We start from the raw sequence: 21,692 nt of genomic DNA, 5'->3' as shown, positions 1-21,692 counted from the left end.
AGGCCGGGGCGCCGACGACCCTGCTCCTGCTGCGGCACGGCGAGACCGCGCTGACTTCCCAGCGGCGCATCTCGGGCAGCGGCGGCGGCGACCCGGCGCTCTCGGCCACCGGTCGGCGGCAGGCGGAGGCCGTGGCGGGGGCTCTCGCGGCGCGCGGCACGGTGCAGGACGTGGTGTCCTCGCCGCTGGCCCGCTGCCGCGAGACGGCCCGGACGGTGGCCCTGCGCCTCGGTCTGGACGTGACCATCGACGAGGGGCTGCGGGAGGCGGACTACGGCGCCTGGGAGGGGCTCACGTTCGCCGAGGTGCGCGAGCGCTTCCCGCAGGAGCTGGCGGCCTGGCGTCGGTCGCCGACGGTCGCGCCGGGCCGCACGGGCGAGACGTTCGCGTCGGTGTCACGCCGGGTCTCCCGGTCGCGGGACCGGATCCTGGCGCGGCATGCGGGGCGTACGGTGCTGGTCGTCTCGCACGTCGCACCGCTGCGCACCCTGGTCCGCCTGGCGCTCGGCGCGCCCCCCGCGTCCCTGTTCCGGATGGAACTCGCGGCGGCCTCCGTGTCGGTCCTGTCCTACGACAGCCACGGCACCGCGTCCGTACGGGCGCTGAACGACATCTCCCATCTGGGCTGAACCGGCCGCAGGAACGGACGGGCCGGGCGTCATCACGACGCCCGGCCCGTCCGCCTGGATGGTCGGCTCCCGAACGCGGGACCCGCGGTGTGTCAGTAGTCGACGCGGTCCGACTTGGCCAGCCACGCGTCGAACGGCGCGGTGCGGTTCGGCAGGTCGATCTGCTCGACGTCCACCGGCCACATCGACGCAGGCTGCTTCTGGAACAGGTCGTAGAACTTACGGTCGTCGAAGCCGGCCACCGCGGCGTCGTGCCGGTCGGCGGAGAACACGATCCGGTCCACGCGCGCCCACAGCGCGGAGGACAGGCACATCGGACACGGCTCGCACGACGTGACCAGGACGCAGCCCTCGAGCGAGAAGCTGCCGAGCTTCTGACAGGCGGCGCGCATCGCGCTCACCTCGGCGTGTGCGGTGGGGTCCAGGTTCGAGGTGACCTGGTTGTTCCCGAGCGTGACGATCTCGCCGTCCTTGGCGATCAGGGCGCCGAAGGGACCGCCGCCGTTCGCCACGCTGGTGGTGGCGAGGTCGATCGCCTCGTTCAGCCACGCACGCTCGGCCTCGTGGACGCTGGTTTCTTGGGTCTGCGCGCTCACTTGTCACTTCTTTCGGAGTCGATGGAAGTTCCCCGGCTGCTCTGCCCGTACGGGGTGCGGGTCAAGTGGCCACGGACCACTCAGAGTTGTTGCTCTCGGTCATCATGTCGATACCGTCCGCGACCGCCGTCGCGTCCGGATGCTGAGCCGCCGCATCGAGCGCTTCCGCCCGCGGGGACGCCGGAGAAGGTTCCACGTCGTTCACCCCTTGCTTCGTTCAGCGTATGTGAGGAGTACACAGGCGACGCGGCGAAGTCAGCCAGGGGTGGAAGGCATGAAGACGCCCGGGGGCAGAGTCCGGCTCTTTGTAGGGTCCTACAAGTGCAGGATCCGCCGCGCGCACCACCCTGGGTCACGGCACAGGCGCCCAGCATCACGGCGCGACCGCGCGGCAACCCGCCGACCCGGAAGCCTTCCGCTGCGGGCCCGCACACCAACCGGCCCCCGCGGTACGTCACTTCACACAGCCGGGGCCACCCCTGCGGAGATCCGCCGAGCCGCCCACCCCCCGACGTCGCCCCCTCCGCCACCCCTCGACAAGCGAATGCATACCTATACGCTACTACGCATATTCATCCGCAATCCCGGCCTTGCAGCGAGGTGCACCCGGCCATGCAGCCACAGCCCCAGACGCAACCCCACACCCAGCCCCGCACGCCGTACCCGCGGGGCTTTCGCGGCGTCTCGACGAACATGGGCCTCAAGGACGTCGAGGACGACTTCACCGCCGTGGTGTCCGAGGTGCCCGCACGATCCGCCGCGGTGTTCACCCGGTCCCGTTTCGCCGGCCCGAGCGTCGTACTCAGCCGCGCATCGGCGGCCCGGCAGCGCAGCCGCGGCATGGTCGTACTCTCCCGCAACGCGAACGTGGCCACGGGGCGCGCAGGCGCCGCACATGCCGAGGAGGTACGCCGCAAGGTCGCCACGATCGCGGGGATCGCGCCGGACGAGCTGGTCATCGGCTCCACCGGCGTGATCGGCCGCCCTTACCCGATGGACAGCATCCGGACCGGCCTCGACGCCCTCACCCGGCCGTTCCCCGAGGCGGACTTCGCCGCGGCCGCAGCAGCGATGATGACGACGGACACCCGCCCCAAGTACGTATCGGTGCGCTGCGGGGACGCGGTGATCACCGGCATCGCCAAGGGCGTCGGCATGATCGAGCCGGACATGGCCACCCTGCTGACGTTCTTCTTCACCGACGCGGACGTCCCGGCCGCCGAACTCGACGCGGTCTTCCGGCGCGTGACGGACCGGACGTTCAACGCCCTGAGCATCGACACGGACACCTCGACCAGCGACACCGCCGCTGTGTTCGCCAACGGCCTCGCGGGCCCGGTCGACCCGGCCGCCTTCGAACAGGCGCTGTACGACTGCGCCCTGCACCTGGTGCGGGACATCGCCTCGGACGGCGAAGGCGCGGGCAAACTCATCGAGGTCCACGTCACCGGCGCCCGCGACGACGCCCAGGCCAAGCGCGTCGGCAAGAGCGTGGTCAACTCCCCACTCGTCAAAGCCGCAGTACACGGCAGCGACCCGAACTGGGGCCGGGTGGCGATGGCCGTCGGCAAACTCCACGAGGAGACCGACATCGAACCCTCCCGCGTCCGCATCCAGTTCGGCGACCTGCCGATGCACCCGGACGAGCCCACCGACACCCTCCTCCACCAGGCCGCCGAGTACCTCTCCGGCACCGAGGTCACCATCCGCATCGACCTGGGCCTCTCCCGGGGAGACTTCACGGTCTACGGCTGCGACCTCACCGAGAGCTACGTGAGAATCAACGCGGACTACACGACCTGACCCGGCCGACGGGGCGCACGGATGTTTGCCCGAAGGCTCAAGAAGGGCTCAGGGAAACGGTGCAGCGGGTAGGGGCCCTCGCGAAGTGCCGTTGTGCGCAGGACACTTGTTGCTCACGATCAGTCAGGCGTAGTCGTGGAGCATGGAATGCCGGTGTCCGGCAGCGAACCGGCTGCGGGCGGACTCCAAAGGGGGATGCAGATGCGGGACAGCCATCGGGTGGAGGCCGAGGGCCTGTTGGCGCGGGCCGTGGAGGAGGAGGTCAGGCGCTCCGGAGGCCGGGCCGACGGGAACGTGCTGCTCAGCCGGGCGCGCGGGTCCCTGGACGCGATGGCCGAGACATCGGCGGAGGAGTACGCGGCCTATCTGCAGGCTCTCGACGAGGCGGAGGCGGGCCGCAGAACCTTCGGGCAGCGGTTCGCGGAACAGGGCACAACTCCCGTACTGGTGACGGCAGTTGCCGCCCTCGCGGCGAGTGTCGCGGACCTTTCTTTCGGCACCGGGGCGGGCACCGCGCTCGCCGCGGGCGCGGTGGTCGCGGTCGCGGGCGCGGCCACCACCGTCGGCCGGGTGACCGCCGCACACTGGCCGGCCGCGCACCGGCAGGCCGGGGCACTGCACCAGCCGGGCGGGCCCGAGCAGTTGCGGCTGCAGTGGCTCACCGCGCTCGAGGTACGGGGCATCCGCCCGTACCTGGACCAGCAGCGCGTGGTGGCCGCGGCGACCACCACCGGCGCGAAGAAGCCGCCGCCCCTGCGGCGTACGGACAAGAGCGCGGCCGCGCGGCGACGTACCGTACTCGCCAACTCCTTCGGTCAACTGCCCGAACCTCAGGGCCCGTTCGCGGGCCGCAGGCAGGACATGGCGCAGATCGGGCAGTGGGTGCACGCGGCACGGGCCTCCACCGAGACCCGGCCCACCGTGGTGGTCCTGCACGGGCCGCCGGGCTCCGGACGCAGCACCCTCGCCCTGCGGGCCGCGCACGGGCTCAAGGACCAGTTCCGCGGCGCGTGCGTGGTGGACCTGCGCGGCAACAGCACCACCGACGGACCGCTCTCGACCCGGGACGCGCTCCTGCACCTCCTGAACCGGCTCGGCGCTCCGCGCGAGCAGCTCCTGTTCCGCGAACGGGTCTCCCAGGAACAGCAGTTGCGCCGCCTGACCGAGCTCTACCACCAGCACCTGACCGGCCTCCCGGTCACCGTGATCCTGGACGACGCCAACGACGCCGAACAGGTCCGCACCCTCGTACCCGACCGCTCCGACAGCCTGGTCCTCGTCACCTCGCGGCGCCCGCTGGAACTCGACCCCGAACTGCCCGCCTGGGTGCACCACCTGCCCGTCGGACCGCTCGACGCGGCCGGCGCCGAGGAGCTGCTGAGGGAGTCCGCGCAGGACTCCTCCGAGCCGTACGACGCCGATTCCTCCGACCTCGTACGGGAGTTGTGCGGCGGGCTGCCGCTCGCGCTGCGCGTCGCCGGATCGGCCATCGGCCCGCGCAGCACCCGGGAGCTGGCCGCCGACCTGTCGGCGTACGGCCCCGTCGACCCGGTGGAACGCGCCCTGTGGCTGCGCTACACCGACCAGCCCGATCCCGCACGGCGCCTCCTGCGCCGGCTCGCGCTCGCCGGGCGGGCCTCGCTCGGCGCCGCCGCCGCGGCTGCGCTCCTGTCCACGGACGAGACCGAGGCGGGCCGGCGACTCGACGGGCTCGCCGACGCGGGACTCGTGGTGCGGGTACGGGGCAGCAGGTACCGGCTGCACGGCCTGGTGCGGTCGTTCGCCCGAGCCCGGCTGCTCGACGAGGAGGAGCCCGGCGAGCGCACGGCCGCGCAGGAACGCCTGATCGCCAACTACGCCGAGCTGGCGGACTCGGTGATCCGCCTGGTCGACGGCAAGACCTCGACCCGCGCCGACCAGTTCGGTCCGCACGGCTTCACCTCCCTGGACGCCGCCCTGCGCTGGCTCGACGACGAGTCGAGCTTCATCACGGCGGCGCTCAGGCACGCGGAGGGCGTCGACCAGCAGGCCGTACTGAACCTGCTCGGCGCCCTGTGCGACTACTGCCTGCTGCGCGGTGACCTCTACCGCCTCGGGGAGATCTCCGAGCTCACCCAGGCCGTGGACCAGGGACTGCTCGGCCGGTCCGTGCAGTGGCGTACCGGTATCGCGGCCCGTCAGCTCGGCGAGCTGGACCGGGCGCGCAGCACCCTGTCCTCGGTGGTCGACCTGTACTTCGAGGCGCACCACGAGTCGGGCGCCGCACGCGCGCTCTGCTCGCTCGGCATCACGCTCCACCACCAGGGCCAGCTCACCGAGGCCGCGGCCAAACTGCGGGAGGCCCTCGACCTGCAGTCCTCCGAGGCACTCGCCGGCGACCGCGCCTGGACCCAGCACGCCCTCGCGGCGGTCGAACGGGACCGCGCGCACGTCACCGAGGCGCTCGCCCTGCTGAACTCGGCGCTCACCCTGCACCGCGAGAGCGAGTCCGTGCACGGCCAGGCCTGGGCCCACTTCCAGCTCGGCCAGCTCTGCCTGCGGATGGACGACGTACCGCGCGCCGAGTCCGAACTGCGCGAGGCCCTCGACCTGTACGGACGCACCCGGGACGGCCGTGGCGAGGCCTGGGCCCTGACCCAGCTGGCACGGGCCCGCCTGGTCGCCGGCGATCCGTCGGCGGCGGTGGACGGACTGCGCCAGGCGGTCTCGAGGCACCGCGACAACGAGGACGCACGCGGCGAGGCCTGGTCGCTGTACTACCTGGGTCAGGCCCTGGAGGGGACCGGCAGCCTCGATCAGGCGGTACGCGATCTGGAGCGCGCCCGGACGATGTTCTCGCGGATGCGGGACGTGTACGGGCTCGCCTGCGCGCGGCACCACTCGGGGCGGGTGACCCGGGACCAGAACGCGGCCCGCACCGGTTCGCTGCGCAACTCCGGCTTCGCCCGGCAACTCCTCGCGGACGCCCGGGCGGACTTCCAGCGGATCAAGGTCGCGCACGGCGAGGCATGGACCTGCCTGGAACTCGCGGTGGTCGACGCGGGCAACGCCCGCAGCCAGCAGGCGCTCGGCCTCTGCGACGACGCGGCGGGCCTGTTCGCCTCGTACGGGGACCGGCGCGGCGAGGACTGGGCGCGCTTCCTGCGCTGCACGCTGCTGCCGTACGCCTCGCCCGGCGGCTCGGAGGTGGGCACGGCCGTCGCCCAGGAGGAACTGTCCCAACTGAGCAGGTCGGGCCACCCGATCCGGGACCCCAAACTCGGCGACTATCTGGCCACGTACGCGCTGATGCTGGAGCGCGGCGTCGACCTGGAGTCCGGCTGGCAGGCCTGGCGCCTCGGTATGGTCCCGGGCCGGCACTCCCGGGAGGTCATGGGAGTGCCGGTGGGTGCGGACGCCGCGTAGCGCCCGCGCCGGATTCCGGCGAGTCGTGCCGAGCGGCCCGGCAACGGCGGCGGCCCTCGCCGAACACCCGTCACTCATGGCGTTCGTGCGCCACCACGGTGACGCACGAACGCCCCCACGAGGTCGGTGGTCGTGGGGGCGGGGCGCCGGGAGTCCGGCTACGTGTCGCCGTCCGCGCCGCGCCCGGTGCCGGCGGCCGGACCGCCGGCGCTCGCGGGCGCCTTCTTCGCCGTCGCCGGGGACCCGTCCTCCGGCTCCTCCTCGAAGTCGACCCTGCCCATGTGCCGGTTCATCGACTTCATCAGGAACCAGACGCCGATCGCGAGGGCCGCGAAGACGAGGAAGCCGAGGACACCCGGGGTGACCTTGTCCTTGTCGAGCTCCTCGGCCAGCGGGAGCAGCTGCGTCAGTGCCAGATTCGCGTTCACACTAGGCATTGTCCCGGATGCCCTCGAAGAGGTCCGCCTCGGGGAGGGAAGTGTCCACGAGGGACTTCGCCAGCTCGTACTCCTCGGTCGGCCAGACCTCCCGCTGGATCTCCATCGGGATACGGAACCAGCCGCCGTCGGGGTCGATCTGCGTGGCGTGCGCGATCAGCGCCTTGTCGCGGATCTCGAAGAACTCCGCGCACGGGACGTAGGTGGTCAGCGTGCGCTCGGCACGGTCGACCTCGGTCCAGCGCTTCAGCCAGTCGCCGTACGGGGACTCGAGGCCGCGGGCCAGGAGCGCCTCGTGCAGGGCGACCGTGCGGGGACGGTTGAAGCCCTGGTTGTAGTACATCTTCTGGGGCTGGAAGGCCGGGCCGAACTCGTCCTCGGGATACTTCGCGGTGTCGGCCGCACCGTCGAAGGCCACCATCGAGATCTTGTGGGTCATGATGTGGTCCGGGTGCGGGTATCCGCCGTTCTCGTCGTAGGTCGTGATGACCTGCGGGCGGAACGACCGGATCAGGCGGACCAGACGGCCCGCCGCCTCGTCGACGTCCTGGAGGGCGAAGCAACCGTCCGGCAGCGGCGGCAGCGGGTCGCCCTCGGGCAGCCCCGAGTCGACGTACCCGAGCCATTCCTGGCGGACGCCGAGAATCTCTCGGGCCTCGTCCATCTCCTTGGCACGGACCTCGTGGATGTGCTCCTCGATGTAGGTGTCCCCCTGGAGCTTGGGGTTGAGGATGGAACCGCGCTCCCCGCCCGTGCAGGTGGCGACCAGGACGTCCACCCCCTCGGACACGTACTTGGCCATGGTGGCCGCGCCCTTGCTCGACTCGTCGTCGGGGTGGGCGTGAACGGCCATCAGTCGCAGCTGGTCAGTCAAGACTCGATCCTCGTGATTGTGTCGCCCCAGGAACGCGCCCCCAGGGGACGCCCCCTAGTGGATTCGACGCGTCGGGCGGCTTCTATAGTGACCGAATCGGGGGGCGAATAATTCCGGGACCCCGGTCCCGTACATTTCGGGACCCCGCTCCCGTATCCCGCCTGCCGTGTCAGGCCCGGAGAGGACGATCATGAGCACGGTCCCCGACCAGCGCGAACAGCTCCCCGAAGGCCGTTACGGCCGGTCCGAGGACGCCCGCGCCGACCGCAAGCTGAAGATCGTCGGATCGGTCCTCGCGGTGGTGATGCTCGGGGTGATCGCCTGGATCGGCGTGGACTACATCGGCGGGAAGAACGCCTTCAACGGCGAGATGATCAGGTCCAAGGTGGTGTCGGACGAATCCGTCGCGGTGCATCTGGAGATCCACAAGGACCCCGGCACGCGCGGCGTGTGCACCGTACGGGCGCTCGCGGAGAACGGCGCCGAGGTCGGCCGCAAGAACGTCACCTTCGCCCAGCACACCGACCGCCTCGACGAGGTCGTCACCGTGCGCACGACGTCCCGCGCGACGGCGGCAGAACTCATCTCCTGCGAATCGGACTGACCGCCCGGCGTTTTCAGCCGGTAGCCCAATGCCTGGAAGGTTCCGGGCCCGCAGGCCACACTGAGAGAACACCCGCCGCACGGCGAGAAAACCGGCGAACCCCGGCCCGCACGGGCGAGGCCGTCCCCCTTCCGCGCCGGAATTGTTAGGCTCGTGGTTTCGCCCACCCAGAAGCGAACATGCTTCTGGGTAGGGCGTTGCTTTGTATTCCCAGTACGGACGAGGAGCACCTGTGACCCAGACCAGCGACAACGTCACCTGGCTGACCCAGGCGGCGTATGACCAGCTCAAGGCCGAGCTGGAGTATCTGTCTGGTCCCGCGCGCGGCGAGATCTCTGCGAAGATCGCCGCGGCCCGCGAGGAGGGCGACCTGCGGGAGAACGGCGGGTACCACGCGGCCAAGGAGGAGCAGGGCAAGCAGGAGCTCCGGGTGCGCCAGCTCACCCAGCTCCTCGAGCACGCGAAGGTCGGTGAGGCCCCGCCGGACGACGGCGTCGTCGAGCCGGGCATGGTCGTCACGATCGCCTTCGACGGCGACGATGACGACCCCCTCACCTTCCTGCTCGCCTCGCGCGAGTACGCCTCGGCGGAGATCGACACCTACTCGCCGCAGTCCCCCCTCGGCGAGGGCGTGAACGGCAAGAAGGTCGGCGAGCAGGCGGAGTACGAGCTGCCCAACGGCAAGATGGCCAAGGTCAAGATCCTCGGCGCGAAGCCGTACGCCTCGTGAGCGTCCGCCGTCTCCGGGCACCGGGGACGGCGGCAGGAGGGCCGGAACGCACTGCGCGTTCCGGCCCTCGTGCATGTGCGGGGACCGCTCCGGTGGCACGAGTCGCGCACCGAGCCGACCCTTTTCTTGACTGAGCGTTCTGGAAATGCCTAGGGTGTGCGTATGGCCAGAACCAAGGAATTCGACCCGGACGCCGCACTCCAGTCCGCCCTCGAGCTGTTCTGGCGGCGCGGGTACGAGGCGACCTCGATGGCGGACCTCGTCGAGCAGCTCGGCATCGGTCGCGCGAGCCTGTACGCCACCTTCGGGAACAAGCACGACCTGTACCTGAAGGCCATGGACCGCTACATCCAGTCCCGGGACCCGGCCCTCATCGACGAACTGTCCCAGCCGGGCCCGGTACTGCCGGCGGTACGCACCCTGGTGCGCCGCTTCGCGGACGAGGCGGCGGACGAGGCGACCCGGCGCGACGGCTGCCTGGTGACCAACACCGCTGTCGAACTGGGCCCGCACGACCGGGAGTCGACCCGCCGGGTGGAGAGCAGCTGGGAGCACATCGAGACCCCGCTGCACTCCGCGCTCGTCCGGGCCCGGGCACAGGGCGAGCTCGCCGCGCACCACGACCCGCAGGCGCTCGCCCGGATGCTGCTCGTACTGCTGCAAGGGCTGCGCGTGGTGGGCAAGGCGTCGAGCGATCCGGCGCGCGTGCGGGACGCGGCGGACCAGGCGCTGAAACTCCTGGACGACTGAGGCCCGCACCCTCCCCCGCCGACCGCGCCGATCGCGCCGGTCGCGCCGGTCGCGCCGGTCGCGAATCCCTTCACCTCGAACCCGCCCGGCACCCGAGCGACCCATGCCCCAAAAATGGAACGACTGGTCAAGAAAGGTTGGACCATGCCCCACACCCGGGAGCTCGGACCACCCCGGCGGTCCACCGCGTTCGCCCTCCTGGGCACGATCCAGGTCACCCTGATCTTCACGCTCGCCGCGATCGCCGTACCGCTGCCCCGCATCGGCCGCGAACTCGGTGTCGCCCGGGCCGATCTGATCCTGCTCAGCGCCGCATACGGGCTCACTTTCGCCGGCCTGCTGCTGCTCGGCGGGCGGGTGGCCGACCGGTACGGGGCCCGCAACGCCCTCACCGCCGGACTCCTGGTCTTCGCCGTCGCCTCGGCAGCGGCACCCCTCGCCCCGACGTACGCGACGCTGCTCGGCGCCCGGTTCGCGCAGGGCGTGGGCGCAGCCGTCGTGACCCCGGCCGCGATGGCCGCGCTGCGGACGGTGTTCCCCGGACCCGCCGCGTACGGCAGGGCGATGGCGACCTGGGGCGGCCTCTCCATCATCGGCGCGACCACGGGCAACCTGCTCTCCGGAGTCCTGTCCGCCCTGTGGTCCTGGCGGCTCGCCCTCGCCGCGCCCCTCCTGGTGGCGGCCGCCGGACTCGTCCTCGTGCCGCGTCTCCTGCCCGTCACGCCGCCGACCCCCGGCCGCCGACTCGACCTGCGCGGGGCCGTACTCGCCACCGGCGGTGTCACGGCGGCGAGTTACGGGCTGGTGATGACGGACGCCCGCGCCTGGACCTCGGCGCAGGTACTGGTCCCGCTGTCGGCCGGCGTCGTCCTGCTCGCCGCGTTCGCGGCAGCCGAGCGGCGCACCCCGGATCCGCTGCTGCCGCCCGGCTTCCTGCGCGACGGGCGCCGCAGGCTCGGGCTCGCCGCGATCTCCCTGACCGCCTCGGGCACCGCCCTCACCTTCGTCCTGCTCTCCCTCCGGCTGCAGCAGGAGCGCGGCTGGTCGGCGCTCGCCACCTCCGCGGCCTTCGTACCGTTCGCCGTGTCCCTGCTGACCGCCGGACGCGCGGCCGGAGCATTGACCGGTCGTTACGGCGCCCCTCGGGTGACCGGCGCAGGGCTCACCACCGGCGCGGCCGGGCTCGCACTGCTCGCCGCCACCGGGTTCACGACGCTCCCGTACGCGTACGGACTGCTGCCCGGCCTCGTGCTGCTGCCCGCCGGGGCCGCGCTCTCCTTCGCGGGGGCGTCGGTGCTGGCGACCGAAGGGGTGCCGCAGTCGCAGTCGGGGCTCGCCGGCGGAAGCCTCAACACGGCGATGGAACTGGGCCCCACCGCACTCTTCGCCCTCCTCCTGACGCTCGGCGGCGATCCGGCGTCCATGGCGGCCACGGCGGCGCTCTTCGCCGTCCTCGCCGCGCTGACCCTCGCGCGGACCCGTGCGCCCGCCCGTCCGACCGCAACAGCCGGCGGCCCCCGCACCACCCTCCCCGCACCCGACTCCACCGCACCAACCACCCACCTCACCAAGGGAGTTCACTGATGACCAGCAACGCCACCAGCCGCGGCCGTTTCGCCGCACAGACCGCTCTCGTCACCGGCGCCGGTACGGGCATCGGCCGCGCCATCGCCCTCGCCTTCGCCGCGGAAGGCGCGAACGTCGTCGTCGCCGGCCGCACCGAGGCCTCGCTCAAGGAGACCGTCCGCCTCATCGAGGCCGCGTCCGGCACCGCACTCGCCGTAACCACTGACGTCACCCGCGCCGAGGACCTGCGGACCCTGGTCGAGACGGCCGTCGGCCGCTTCGGCTCCCTGGACGTCGCCGTGAACAACGCGGGTGTCCTGCGCGGCGGCCCCGCCGTCGCCGACCTGCCCGAGGACGACTGGGGCACCGTCGTCGACACCAACCTGACCGGCGTCTTCCTGGCCCTGCGGGCCGAGGTCGGCCAGATGCGCACCCAGCCCTCCGGCGGCGCGATCGTCAACATCTCCTCGAACCTCGGCGCCCACCTGAGCGTCCCGGGCCTCACCGCCTACTCCGCGTCCAAGGCGGCCGTCACCGCGCTCACCCGCGGCGCGGCCCTCGACCACATCCAGGACGGCGTACGGATCAACGCGGTCAGCCCCGGCTCCACGCAGACCACGATGTCGATGCGCCCCGGCGAGACCGAGGCCGAACGCACCGAACGCATGCGCAGTGAGGCGCCGGTCGGCCGGACCTCCACCACCGCCGAGATCGCCGCCGCCGTCCTCTACCTCGCCTCCTCCGACGCGGCCTCCGCCGTCGGCACCGACCTGGTCGTGGACGGCGGCTCCTCGGCCTGACACCCGTCGTGTCACGTCGTCGGCCGCGCACCCCGGACTCCTGGGGTGCGCGGCCGACACGGGTTCCAACTACCGCACTTTCAGGCCGAATTGACGCTCGAGCCGACGCCGCGCCGCAGGCTCAGGCCGTCGCGTTGCGGTACTTGCGGACCGCCAGGGTGCGGAAGACGGCGATGATCACGACGGACCAGATGACCGAGGCGATGATCGGGTGCTCCATCGGCCAGGCTCCGGTGACCGACTTCGGCACGCCCTCCATCGTGTTCCCGAAGAGTTCGCGGGCGCCCGCGACGGTGGCGCTGAAGGGGTTCCACTCCGCGACGTGCTGCAGGAACTTCGGCATCCCGCTGACCGGCACGAAGGCGTTCGAGATGAACGTCAGCGGGAACAGCCAGATCAGTCCGCCGGAGGTGGCCGCTTCGGGAGTGCGTACGGACAGGCCGATCAGGGCGCCGATCCAGGAGAACGCGTACCCGAGCAGGAGCAGCAGCAGGAAGCCGAGGATCACCTTGCCGATGTTCTCGTGGACGCGCCAGCCGACGAGCAGGGCGACGCCCGCGAGCACCACGATGGTCAGTGTGGTCTGCACCAGGTCGGCGAGGGTGCGGCCGGTGAGGACCGCACCGCGTGCCATGGGCAGCGAGCGGAAGCGGTCGATGAGGCCCTTGTGCATGTCGTCGGCGATGCCCGCGCCCGCACCCGCCGTGGCGAAGGTGACGGTCTGCGCGAAGATGCCGGCCATCAGGAACTCTTTGTAGAGCCCCGCGTCGGTGGAGCCACCGACGCTGATGGAGCCGCCGAAGACGTACGTGAACAGCACGACGAACATGATCGGCTGGAAGAGCCCGAACAGCAGGATCTCGGGAATCCTGGCCATCCGGATCAAGTTGCGCTGGGCCACCACCAGGGAGTCCCGGATCGACTGGCGTGCGCCACCCATGGACCTGGGGACCGCGGCCCGTTCGGTGTCGGATACGACGCTCACGCCTGCTCCTCGTGGTCGGTGCTGTCGGTCCGGTTGCCCTCGTTCTCCTCGGCCGAGTGGCCGGTGAGGGAGATGAAGACGTCGTCCAGGGTCGGGCGGCGCAGGCCGATGTCGTCGATCTCCACGCCGCGGGCGTCGAGTTCACGGATGACCTCGGCGAGCAGCTTGGCGCCGCCGCTGACCGGGACCGTGAGCTTGCGTGTGTGGTGCTCGACGGTGCTGCCGGTGGTCGACTTGGCGAAGGCCGCGAGCACCTCCTGGGCGGTGCCGATGAGTTCGCGGTCCTGCACCACGACCTCGACTCGCTCACCGCCGGTCCGGGCCTTGAGCTCGTCGGAGGTGCCGCGGGCGATGGCGCGGCCGTGGTCGATGACGCAGATGTCGTGCGCGAGGTGGTCGGCCTCCTCCAGGTACTGGGTGGTGAGGAGCAACGTCGTGCCCCCGCCGACCAGTTCCTTGATGACCTCCCACAGGGCCTGCCGGTTGCGCGGGTCGAGCCCGGTCGTGGGCTCGTCCATGAACATCACGGGCGGCGAGACCACCAGGGCCGCCGCGAGGTCGAGGCGTCGGCGCATGCCGCCGGAGTACGTCTTCGAGGTGCGGTCGGCGGCGTCCGCGAGGTTGAAGCGCTCGAGCAGTTCGCTCGCGCGTGCCTTCGCCGCCTTCGCGGACATCTGGTAGAGGCGACCGACCATCTGGAGGTTCTCGCGACCGGTCAAGTACTCGTCGACAGCCGCGAATTGGCCGGACAGGCCGATCGAACGCCGTACGGCGTCGGGGTCCTTGACGACGTCGATGCCTGCCACCACGGCCTTGCCCGAGGTGGGGGTGAGCAGAGTCGTCAGGCAGCGCACCGCGGTGGTCTTGCCCGCACCGTTCGGCCCGAGCAGGCCGAGGACCGTGCCTTCGGGGACATCGAGGTCGACGCCGTCCAGAGCCTTTACGTCGCCGAAGTGCTTGACCAGCCCCTCGGCGTAGATGGCGCCTGGCATGTGGGTTCTCCCAGTGTGTGGGTGTGGCGTGAACAGCAGGTGAGCTTTGGGGTGATTGCTACCCGAAAGCTTAGATTTGCCGAGCGGTCGATGCCCGGCGACCCGTTACGTGGCTCACACCATAACGCGATACATCGCGTCCCGTCTCAGGGCAGCGCGAAATCCCTGCCGTCGGCCGTCGGTTCGTACGGCCGGTCGGCCCGCCGGCCGGTCAGTCGCGCACGGTGTAGCCCGCATCGCGCAGCGCCGCAGCGACCTCGACGCAGTGCGCGGGACCCTTCGTCTCCAAGTGCAGTTCGACCTCCGCCTCCGTGAGCCCCAGCCGCGGATCGGTCCTGGCGTGACTCACGTCCAACACGTTCGCGTCCACCCCTGACAACACCCCGAGGAGCGTGGCCAGAGCGCCGGGACGGTCGGTGAGACGCAACCGCAGCGACAGGTAGCGGCCCGCCGCGGCCATGCCGTGCCGCAGAATCCGCTGCATCAGGAGCGGATCCACATTGCCCCCGGACAGCAGCGCCACGACCGGTCCCGAGTACGCACCGGGGTCACTGAGCAGCGCGGCCACCGGACTGGCGCCGGCCGGCTCGACCACCAGCTTCGCCCGCTCCAGGCAGAGCAGCAGCGCACTCGAGAGCTCGTCCTCGGAGACCGTACGGACCTCGTCCACCAGATCGCAGACGATCTCGAACGGCAGGTCTCCCGGGCGCCCGACCTTGATCCCGTCGGCCATGGTGACGGGGCGGTCCACGGCCACCGGCCGTCCGGCGGCCAGCGAGGCCGGGTACGCCGCGGCCCCCGCCGCCTGCACGCCCACGATCCGCACATCGGGCCGCAGGGCCTTCACCGCGACGGCCACTCCGGCCGCTAGCCCGCCGCCGCCGACCCCGAGGACGAGGGTGCGCATCTCGGGGCACTGCTCGAGGATCTCCAGGCCGAGGGTGCCCTGTCCGGCGATCACATCGGGGTGGTCGAAGGGGTGGATGAAGACCGCGCCCGTCTCGCGCGCGTAGTCCTGCGCCGCGGCGAGCGTCTCGTCGACCACCTGCCCGTGCATGCGCACCTCCGCGCCGTACTCCCGGGTGGCCGCCACCTTGGGCAGCGGTGCGCCGGTCGGCATGAAGACCGTGGAGCGTACGCCGAGCAGCGAGGAGGCGAGTGCGACACCCTGCGCATGGTTTCCGGCACTCGCCGCGACCACTCCTGCCGCGCGCTCCTCGGGCAGCAGGCCGGAGATCCGCACGTAGGCACCGCGCAGCTTGAACGAACCGGTCCGCTGCAGGTTCTCGCACTTGAGGTGGACCGGTGCGCCGACCAGTTGGGACAGGTGGCGGCTGCCTTCCATCGCGGTCACCCGAGCCACTCCGGCGAGCATCTTCTGCGCGCCGCGCACATCGTCGAGCGTCACGGGGTGCGAGCGGTCGGGCGTCTGGTAGCTCATGGGAGAAGTCTTGCAGCTCGCGACGGGTACGGCGGCCGGGCGACGGGGGCTCCGCCCGATTGTGCGTGGCCGCTACACCCCGGCCCGCGGCCGCGTACCCTGTCCTGCATCCACCCTCGACGCGTGAAGTGAGATCCCGGCCATGCCCACACCTTCGGACATGACGACGGACAGGACTACGGACGTGACCCACGACCCGGATTCCGGTCTCCTCGACCAGCTCCAGCATCAGGTGGCCGTTTTCGCACGCCGCGCCGAGCAGACCCGGCTCGGCGGCGTGGGACAACTGCGCAACTCGATGGACCGAGCCGCTTACCTGCTGCTCAACCGCCTGGACCGGGAAGGCCCGATGGGCGTCAAGGCGCTCGCCGCGAGCATGGGCATCGACTCCTCCACGGTCACCCGGCAGGTCGCTCCGCTCGTGGAGTCGGGCCTGGTCAAGCGCACCTCGCACCCGGAGGACGGCCGCGCCGTGGTACTCGAGCTGTCGCCGCGGGGCCAGAGCCGCCTCGATGACGTACGGGCTTCACGGCGCGAGCTGATGGCGCAGTTGACGGACGACTGGGACGCGGACGAGCGCGACGCGTTCTGCGCGCTCCTGACCCGGTTCAATTCGGCGCTGCTCGCCCGCCAGGCCGGGCCCGGCGGCTCCGGCGACGAGGCCGAAGAGGTACCGCCCGCCTCTTGACCCCGGGCTCGCGGCCGACCTCAATGGAGATCAGAGGCCGCAGTCCGGCCCTGCCGCAGCCACGGCGGGGACCCGGGCCGGCCCGGGTCCCCGGTGCACGGGAGGCACGGTGCGCGAACGGCAGGCGGTACAACGCGCCCGCCGGGCCCGTGAGTTCGAGTCGTTCGTCGCGGGCGCGGCAGGGCGTCTGCTGCATGCCGCGACGCTGCTCACCGCGGAGACCGCCGACGCCAACCCGTACGCCCGGCGGCTTCTGACCGGCGCTCTGGCGCACACCTACGCCTGCTGGCACCGGCTGCGCGGTGAGGATCCCTACGCGGCGACCCGGCTGGAGCTCTCCGTACGGTTCGCGCGGGCCGCCGTCCGTCACCACCGCACGCACGGCGGGGTGCTCGCCTCGCTCGGTCCGCAGGAGCGCCTGATCCTCGTTCTGCGGTTCTACGAGGGCGTGGCCGAGGAACAGGCCGCCGCACAGCTCGGGTTGCCGGTGGAGCGGGTCAGGACGGTCTGCCATCGGGCCGCTGCCGCGCTGCTCCGTCCGTCACCACTCCTGCCGTCGTCGGGCACGCGCGCGAGGGAGACGGTCCGGTGAGTCTGTCCGAACGCAGGGAGGACCAGGTGCGGCAGCTGCTCGCCGGGCCGCTGCCCGCAGTGCCGCCGGGGCTCGCCGCGGCGGCGGCCGCGCGCGGTGAGCGGCGGTTGCGCCGGCAGCGGGCGCTGCGCCGGGTCATGTGGCTGCTGCTGTGCCTGGCCGTGGTGGCGTTCACGGTGTGGGCCTCGGTGGAACAGCCGTGGGTACGGCCTCCGGCGGAGACGACGCCGCCGCTGCAGGGCTGGTAGACGGCTGCGGGGCGGCCGCGCACGCGGCCGCCCCGACAGGACCGTCGGCAGTCCGGCGCCGTCAGCCCAGCGCCTGGCGCAGGTCGGTCAGCAGGTCGTCCACCGACTCGATGCCCACCGAGAGCCGCACCAGGTCCGCGGGCACCTCGAGCGCCGAACCGGCCGCCGACGCGTGCGTCATCCGCCCCGGGTGCTCGATCAGCGACTCGACACCGCCGAGGGACTCTCCGAGCGTGAAGAGCTGCGCACGGTTGCAGACCTCGACCGCCGCCTCCTCGCCGCCCGCCACCTGGAAGGACAGCATTCCGCCGAAGGACCGCATCTGCTTGGCGGCGGTCTCGTGCCCCGGGTGCCCGGACAGACCGGGGTACAGAACGCGGGTCACGCGCGCGTGGCCACCGAGCATCTCCGCGATCCGGGCCGCGTTCTCGCTGTGCCGGTCCATGCGTACGGCGAGGGTCTTGATGCCCCGCAGCACCAGCCACGCGTCGAACGGTCCGGCGACCGCGCCCATCGCGTTCTGGTGGAAGACCAACTCATCGGCGAGGTCCGGGTCGTTCACCACCAGGGCGCCGCCGACCACGTCCGAGTGACCGCCCATGTACTTGGTCGTCGAATGCACCACCACGTCGGCGCCGAGCGCCAGCGGCCGCTGCAGGTACGGGCTCGCGAAGGTGTTGTCGACGACGAGGCGGGCGCCCGCCGACCTGGCGACCGCCGCGACCGCGGCGATGTCGGTGATCCCGAGCAGCGGGTTCGACGGCGTCTCGACCCAGATCGCCTTCGTACGGTCGGTGACCGCCGCGCGCACGGCGGCCGGGTCGCTGGTGTCGGCCACCGTGAACTCGACGCCCCAGCGCGAGACGACCTTCGCGAACAGGCGGAACGTGCCGCCGTACGCGTCGTTCGGGATGACCACGTGGTCACCGGGCTCGAGGAGTGTGCGCAGCAGGCAGTCCTCGGCCGCGAGACCCGAGGCGAAGGCGAGCCCGCGCCGGCCGCCCTCCAGGGCCGCGAGGTTCTCCTCGAGGGCCGTACGCGTCGGGTTGGCGCTGCGGCTGTACTCGTAGCCGCCGCGCAGTCCTCCGACGCCGTCCTGCTTGTACGTGGAGACCTGGTAGATCGGCGGTACGACCGCGCCGGTCTGCGGATCCGCGGTGTTGCCCGCGTGGATCGCGAGGGTCTCGAAACTGTTCGTGGGGTGCCTGTCGCTCATGCGGCCCGAGCGTAGCCCCGCGCCCGGCCGCGCGGGCGGGCGATCGGCGGCCGACACCCTCAAGAGGGCGTCCGCGCCCGGGTTTTCCACAGGCCCTCACCCGAACCGGAACCCGGGTTTTCCACAGGCTCGGGGACGGGTTCGCCGTTTGTCCGTCCGGTCTGGTTCGCTTGAGACATGGGAATTCTCTGGGCGCTGATGGCAGTGATCATGTTGGGGGCGGTTCTGGGGCCGATCCTGCTGCGCAGGCGTGGCGGTATCCGCCTCGCCGCCCCGGGGTCGCCGGACGCCGCGGACCCGGCGGACTACGACTTCGTGCGCCAGGAGGACCTCGACATCCGGATGCCCGGCCCCGACCAGGACCTGCTCGACGTCCTGGACGTGGTGCAGCGCACCCAGGACTGGCGCGCCGCGTCCCAGCTCCTGGCCGGTACGGGCATCGAGGGCGAGGTGCGCTGGCAGCGCGTGCAGGCCTTCGCCGGCGCCGCCTCCCTCGAGCTGCAGCAGCACCCCGGCGGGGTCTCCGAGTCGCCCGGAGGCCAGTGGCTGCGGGTGTGGCGGTCCGAGGCGCCCAAGGACGCGGGCGGTGCGGCCGTGCACGCGGAGTTCCTCGTCCAGCAGGCCTTCCGCACGGCGACGCCCGGCACCGACGAGCACCGGATCATCCTCGAGGAGGCCCGCACCGCCTGTGGAGAGGCCGCGCTACTCTCCCCCGGCGACCCCGTTCCGTACATCGTGGAGCTGGCGGTCGCGCGCGGACTCGGCTACTCCCGCGAGGAGTTCGAGCAGATCTGGCTGAAGATCCTGGACCGCGCCCCCCAGCACATGGGCGCCCATCTCTCCGCACTGCACTACTCCAGCGAGAAGTGGCACGGCTCCCGTGAGGCGGCCTACGAGTTCGCCGAGGCCGCTGCCGCCCGTTCCCCGCAGGGTTCGCTGCTGGCCGCGCTCCCGCTGTTCGCGGTCTACGACCACCTGCCCGAGGTCACCCTGGTGCGCTCCTTCTGGGAGAGCGCGGTGGTGCGCAACGCGATCGAGGGCGCCCGGTTCGCCGCCCACTCGGCCCGCCCCGGCGACCCGATGGCGGCGCACGTACGGCACCTGCTCGTCTGGTTCCTGGTCAGCTCCGAGCGCTGGGGCGAGGCCATGGAGCAGCTGATAGCGGTCGACGGCCACGTCGGCGCCCTGCCCTGGACGCTGTCCGCGGACCCGGCCGCCGAGTACGCGGTCTACCGCGCCCTGGCCGTCGCGGGGTACGAGGCGAACGGCGGCAGCCCTGCCACCCTGCCGCACTGATCACGCGCTGATCACGCACGACCCCGCCCCGGTCCCGTACGGATCCCCACGCGGTCACCGCGGCCGTCACCGCAGGTGCGCCGCGCCGCCTGTGGGATCACCTCGGTGAGGAATCCGGAGCCGTGTGCGGACGTTGTCCCCGATGTCGGGCCGGTTCCCGGCTTCAGGCCCGCTCTCAGGCCCCGCTCTACCTGGAGGACCCCATGCTGTTCGGCCGTACGCCCGTCCTGCCGACCCCCGAGGAGGCCCTGCGCGGTCGACCCGAGCCGTCCTTCACCGTCCCCGCGCGGCACACGGTGCTCGGCAATCCGCTGCTCGGCCCGTACCCCGAGGGCCTGGAGACCGCCGACTTCGGTCTCGGCTGCTTCTGGGGCGCCGAGCGGAAGTTCTGGCAGACGCCCGGCGTGTGGACCACCCTCGTCGGCTATCAGGGCGGCCGGACCGAGAACCCGACGTACGACGAGGTCTGCTCCGGCCTCACCGGCCACACGGAGGCCGTCCGCGTCGTCTTCGACCCGACCGTCGTCTCGTACGCACAGCTCCTGAAGGTCTTCTGGGAGAGCCACAACCCGACCCAGGGCTTCCGCCAGGGGAACGACGTGGGGACCCAGTACCGCTCCGCCATCCACACCCACGGCCCCGACCAGGCGGTGGCCGCGGAGGTCTCCCGCGACGCCTACCAGCAGGTGCTCACCGCGGCCGGCCACCGCACGATCACCACGGAGCTCCTGCCGGCCGAGGACCGCCCGTTCTACCCGGCGGAGGCGTACCACCAGCAGTACTTGGACAAGAATCCCGACGGATACTGCGGGATCGGCGGCACCGGCGCGACCCTCGAGTCCCCGTCCGAGACGAACTGGGGCCGCGCGTGCCCGACCGGCATCGCGCCCGTACAGGAGTAGGCAGGGCGGAGGGGGACGGCACATGGGCGGACGACCGCCGCACGACGCCGGGCGGGAGAGCCGGTGGGAGAAGGACGAGGCGACCGTCGAGATCATGTTCGCGCTGTTCAGCGCGACGGTCCTGGCGGCGCTCGGGTTCGGGGCGTGCGTGCTCGTCTTCGGGTCCGGGGCCGGCGTCGTGGTCGGCACGGTCGTCGCGCTCCTGACGTGGATCGCCCGTGTGGTGCGGGTACTGGTCGGCTACCGGCACCGCCGCGACCTGGGGCGCTGACCGCCCGGCCGTAAGAGGCCCGAAGTACCCGCCCCTCACGGCCGGTTGCCCGTCGGACAAGCCTCAGTGCGGCTGCCGCTTCGGGCGGATCGTGACCGTGTTGATGTCGACGCCGGCCGGCTGGCCGATCACCCAGACGATCGACTCGGCGATGCGGTCGGCGTCCAGGAGGATGCCGCCGTGGTTCGGCCCGGGCCCGTCCCAGAACGGGGTGTCCACCCGGCCCGGCGCGATCAGGGTGACCCCCACCTCGTCCTCCGTGACCAGGCGCCGGGTGTTCTCGGCGAGCCCGGTGACGGCCCACTTCGTGGCGCCGTAGACGTTCCCCGGGGTGTTGACCTGACCCGCGACGCTGCCGATCAGGACGATACGGCCGCGGGTCTCCTTGAGTGCGGGCAGCGCGTGCCGGATGAGCAGGGCGGGTCCGAGGACGTTGGTGAGCACCATGGAGCGCCAGACCTCGGGGTCGCCGTCCGCGACGGTGCCCTCGCCGGCGAACCCGGCGTTCGCGACGACCGTGTCGAGGCGGCCGTACTGCTCGACCGTCGCGGCCACCGCGGCCGCGACGGCGGCGTCGTCCGACGCGTCGCCCGGCAGGGTCAACAGGGCGTCCCCCGCGTCGAGTTCGGCGGCGAGCCGGTCCAGCTTGGCACTCCTCCGGCCGGTGACGGCGACGCGCCCGCCGCGCGCGAGGAGCCGGCGGGCGGTCGCGGCACCGATGCCGGTCGAACCGCCGGTGATGAGGGTGACGTCGTGCGCGGTGTTGGTGGTCATGCCGAGCACCCTAGGAACTGGAGTGCGCTCCATGGCAAGTGGCGTACCCACACGGGACGTTGGAGCCCCCGCATCCCCGGCGGAGAACGACGG

General features: G+C 71.9%; 22 protein-coding genes and 1 pseudogene. 14 read left to right on the top strand and 9 right to left on the bottom strand.

Going from position 1 to position 21,692, the window contains the following annotated elements; all coding sequences use genetic code 11:
• Positions 1 to 5: 5 nt before the first annotated feature.
• Positions 6 to 629, top strand: a pseudogene (locus DSC45_RS02400) (histidine phosphatase family protein); the annotation flags it as partial.
• Positions 630 to 721: 92 nt separating this feature from the next.
• On the opposite strand, the gene DSC45_RS02395 reads toward DSC45_RS02400, so the two are convergent.
• Complete coding sequence (locus DSC45_RS02395; RefSeq protein ID WP_119286511.1) at positions 722 to 1,225, bottom strand: nucleoside deaminase; 504 nt, start codon at positions 1,223 to 1,225, stop codon at positions 722 to 724.
• Positions 1,226 to 1,286: 61 nt separating this feature from the next.
• Positions 1,287 to 1,421, bottom strand: coding sequence for a hypothetical protein (locus DSC45_RS36760; RefSeq protein ID WP_276145435.1), 135 nt, complete (start codon positions 1,419 to 1,421; stop codon positions 1,287 to 1,289).
• A 416-nt stretch (positions 1,422 to 1,837) separates the two neighbouring features.
• On the opposite strand from DSC45_RS36760, the gene argJ reads away from it, so the two are divergent.
• The gene (gene argJ, locus DSC45_RS02390; protein ID WP_119286510.1) at positions 1,838 to 3,028 is read left to right on the top strand and encodes a bifunctional glutamate N-acetyltransferase/amino-acid acetyltransferase ArgJ; all 1,191 of its coding nucleotides are present in this window, start codon (positions 1,838 to 1,840) and stop codon (positions 3,026 to 3,028) included.
• Between the two features lie 201 nt (positions 3,029 to 3,229).
• The gene (locus DSC45_RS02385) at positions 3,230 to 6,433 is read left to right on the top strand and encodes a tetratricopeptide repeat protein (RefSeq protein ID WP_119286853.1); all 3,204 of its coding nucleotides are present in this window, start codon (positions 3,230 to 3,232) and stop codon (positions 6,431 to 6,433) included.
• Between the two features lie 158 nt (positions 6,434 to 6,591).
• Here DSC45_RS02385 and DSC45_RS02380 read toward each other — a convergent pair whose 3' ends face one another.
• On the bottom strand, positions 6,592 to 6,861 hold the full coding sequence (locus DSC45_RS02380) for a hypothetical protein (protein WP_119286508.1): 270 nt from the start codon (positions 6,859 to 6,861) through the stop codon (positions 6,592 to 6,594).
• Between the two features lies 1 nt (position 6,862).
• Positions 6,863 to 7,744: a mycothiol conjugate amidase Mca gene (mca, locus tag DSC45_RS02375; protein WP_119286507.1), complete on the bottom strand. Its 882-nt coding sequence runs from the start codon at positions 7,742 to 7,744 to the stop codon at positions 6,863 to 6,865.
• A 190-nt stretch (positions 7,745 to 7,934) separates the two neighbouring features.
• Here mca and DSC45_RS02370 point away from each other — a divergent pair, with 190 nt between their 5' ends.
• From DSC45_RS02370 to DSC45_RS02350, 5 genes are all read left to right on the top strand, one after another.
• Positions 7,935 to 8,348, top strand: a complete 414-nt coding sequence (locus tag DSC45_RS02370; protein ID WP_119286505.1) for a DUF4307 domain-containing protein — start codon at positions 7,935 to 7,937, stop codon at positions 8,346 to 8,348.
• Positions 8,349 to 8,580: 232 nt separating this feature from the next.
• Positions 8,581 to 9,078 (top strand): transcription elongation factor GreA, encoded by a 498-nt coding sequence (gene greA, locus DSC45_RS02365; protein ID WP_119286504.1) that lies wholly within the window; start codon positions 8,581 to 8,583, stop codon positions 9,076 to 9,078.
• Between the two features lie 162 nt (positions 9,079 to 9,240).
• Positions 9,241 to 9,828 (top strand): TetR/AcrR family transcriptional regulator, encoded by a 588-nt coding sequence (locus DSC45_RS02360; protein WP_119286502.1) that lies wholly within the window; start codon positions 9,241 to 9,243, stop codon positions 9,826 to 9,828.
• Positions 9,829 to 9,972: 144 nt separating this feature from the next.
• On the top strand, positions 9,973 to 11,412 hold the full coding sequence (locus DSC45_RS02355) for an MFS transporter (protein WP_119286851.1): 1,440 nt from the start codon (positions 9,973 to 9,975) through the stop codon (positions 11,410 to 11,412).
• Positions 11,412 to 12,194 carry an SDR family NAD(P)-dependent oxidoreductase gene (locus tag DSC45_RS02350; RefSeq protein WP_119286500.1) on the top strand — a complete coding sequence of 261 codons (783 nt, stop codon included), beginning with the start codon at positions 11,412 to 11,414 and terminating at the stop codon, positions 12,192 to 12,194. Before DSC45_RS02355 ends, DSC45_RS02350 begins: the two co-directional genes overlap by 1 nt.
• A 121-nt stretch (positions 12,195 to 12,315) precedes the next feature.
• Here the strand turns inward: DSC45_RS02350 and DSC45_RS02345 are convergent, their stop codons facing one another.
• From DSC45_RS02345 to ilvA, 3 genes are all read right to left on the bottom strand, one after another.
• Entirely contained in the window at positions 12,316 to 13,134 is an 819-nt protein-coding gene (locus tag DSC45_RS02345) for an ABC transporter permease (RefSeq protein WP_119286849.1), read from the bottom strand.
• A 41-nt stretch (positions 13,135 to 13,175) separates the two neighbouring features.
• Positions 13,176 to 14,171: an ATP-binding cassette domain-containing protein gene (locus DSC45_RS02340; protein ID WP_119286499.1), complete on the bottom strand. Its 996-nt coding sequence runs from the start codon at positions 14,169 to 14,171 to the stop codon at positions 13,176 to 13,178.
• A gap of 211 nt (positions 14,172 to 14,382) precedes the next feature.
• Positions 14,383 to 15,612, bottom strand: a complete 1,230-nt coding sequence (gene ilvA, locus DSC45_RS02335) for a threonine ammonia-lyase (RefSeq protein ID WP_119286497.1) — start codon at positions 15,610 to 15,612, stop codon at positions 14,383 to 14,385.
• A gap of 142 nt (positions 15,613 to 15,754) precedes the next feature.
• Between ilvA and DSC45_RS02330 the strand changes: the two genes are divergently transcribed.
• From DSC45_RS02330 to DSC45_RS02320, 3 genes are all read left to right on the top strand, one after another.
• A complete protein-coding gene (locus DSC45_RS02330) occupies positions 15,755 to 16,300 on the top strand; it encodes a MarR family winged helix-turn-helix transcriptional regulator (RefSeq protein ID WP_205571219.1) in 546 nt (181 codons plus the stop codon).
• 109 nt (positions 16,301 to 16,409) lie between these two features.
• A complete protein-coding gene (locus DSC45_RS02325; RefSeq protein ID WP_162929089.1) occupies positions 16,410 to 16,892 on the top strand; it encodes a sigma factor-like helix-turn-helix DNA-binding protein in 483 nt (160 codons plus the stop codon).
• Complete coding sequence (locus DSC45_RS02320) at positions 16,889 to 17,140, top strand: hypothetical protein (RefSeq protein WP_119286493.1); 252 nt, start codon at positions 16,889 to 16,891, stop codon at positions 17,138 to 17,140. Before DSC45_RS02325 ends, DSC45_RS02320 begins: the two co-directional genes overlap by 4 nt.
• 61 nt (positions 17,141 to 17,201) lie before the next feature.
• On the opposite strand, the gene DSC45_RS02315 is transcribed toward DSC45_RS02320, so the two are convergent.
• Positions 17,202 to 18,356 (bottom strand): cystathionine gamma-synthase, encoded by a 1,155-nt coding sequence (locus DSC45_RS02315; RefSeq protein WP_119286847.1) that lies wholly within the window; start codon positions 18,354 to 18,356, stop codon positions 17,202 to 17,204.
• A 177-nt stretch (positions 18,357 to 18,533) separates the two neighbouring features.
• On the opposite strand from DSC45_RS02315, the gene DSC45_RS02310 reads away from it, so the two are divergent.
• The 3 genes from DSC45_RS02310 to DSC45_RS02300 all read left to right on the top strand — a co-directional run bounded on the left by DSC45_RS02310 (position 18,534) and on the right by DSC45_RS02300 (position 20,825).
• Positions 18,534 to 19,652: a hypothetical protein gene (locus DSC45_RS02310; protein ID WP_119286491.1), complete on the top strand. Its 1,119-nt coding sequence runs from the start codon at positions 18,534 to 18,536 to the stop codon at positions 19,650 to 19,652.
• Between the two features lie 203 nt (positions 19,653 to 19,855).
• Entirely contained in the window at positions 19,856 to 20,554 is a 699-nt protein-coding gene (msrA, locus tag DSC45_RS02305; protein ID WP_119286489.1) for a peptide-methionine (S)-S-oxide reductase MsrA, read from the top strand.
• Between the two features lie 22 nt (positions 20,555 to 20,576).
• The gene (locus DSC45_RS02300; protein WP_119286487.1) at positions 20,577 to 20,825 is read left to right on the top strand and encodes a DUF6332 family protein; all 249 of its coding nucleotides are present in this window, start codon (positions 20,577 to 20,579) and stop codon (positions 20,823 to 20,825) included.
• Positions 20,826 to 20,888: 63 nt separating this feature from the next.
• Here DSC45_RS02300 and DSC45_RS02295 read toward each other — a convergent pair whose 3' ends face one another.
• Positions 20,889 to 21,599, bottom strand: a complete 711-nt coding sequence (locus DSC45_RS02295) for an SDR family oxidoreductase (RefSeq protein WP_119286845.1) — start codon at positions 21,597 to 21,599, stop codon at positions 20,889 to 20,891.
• Positions 21,600 to 21,692: the final 93 nt, after the last annotated feature.

It is taken from the genome of Streptomyces sp. YIM 130001 (assembly GCF_003574445.1).
Lineage (GTDB): Bacteria > Actinomycetota > Actinomycetes > Streptomycetales > Streptomycetaceae > Streptomyces.
Note: the sequence above shows the minus strand (reverse complement) of the source record. Positions and strands in the feature narration are given on the sequence as shown.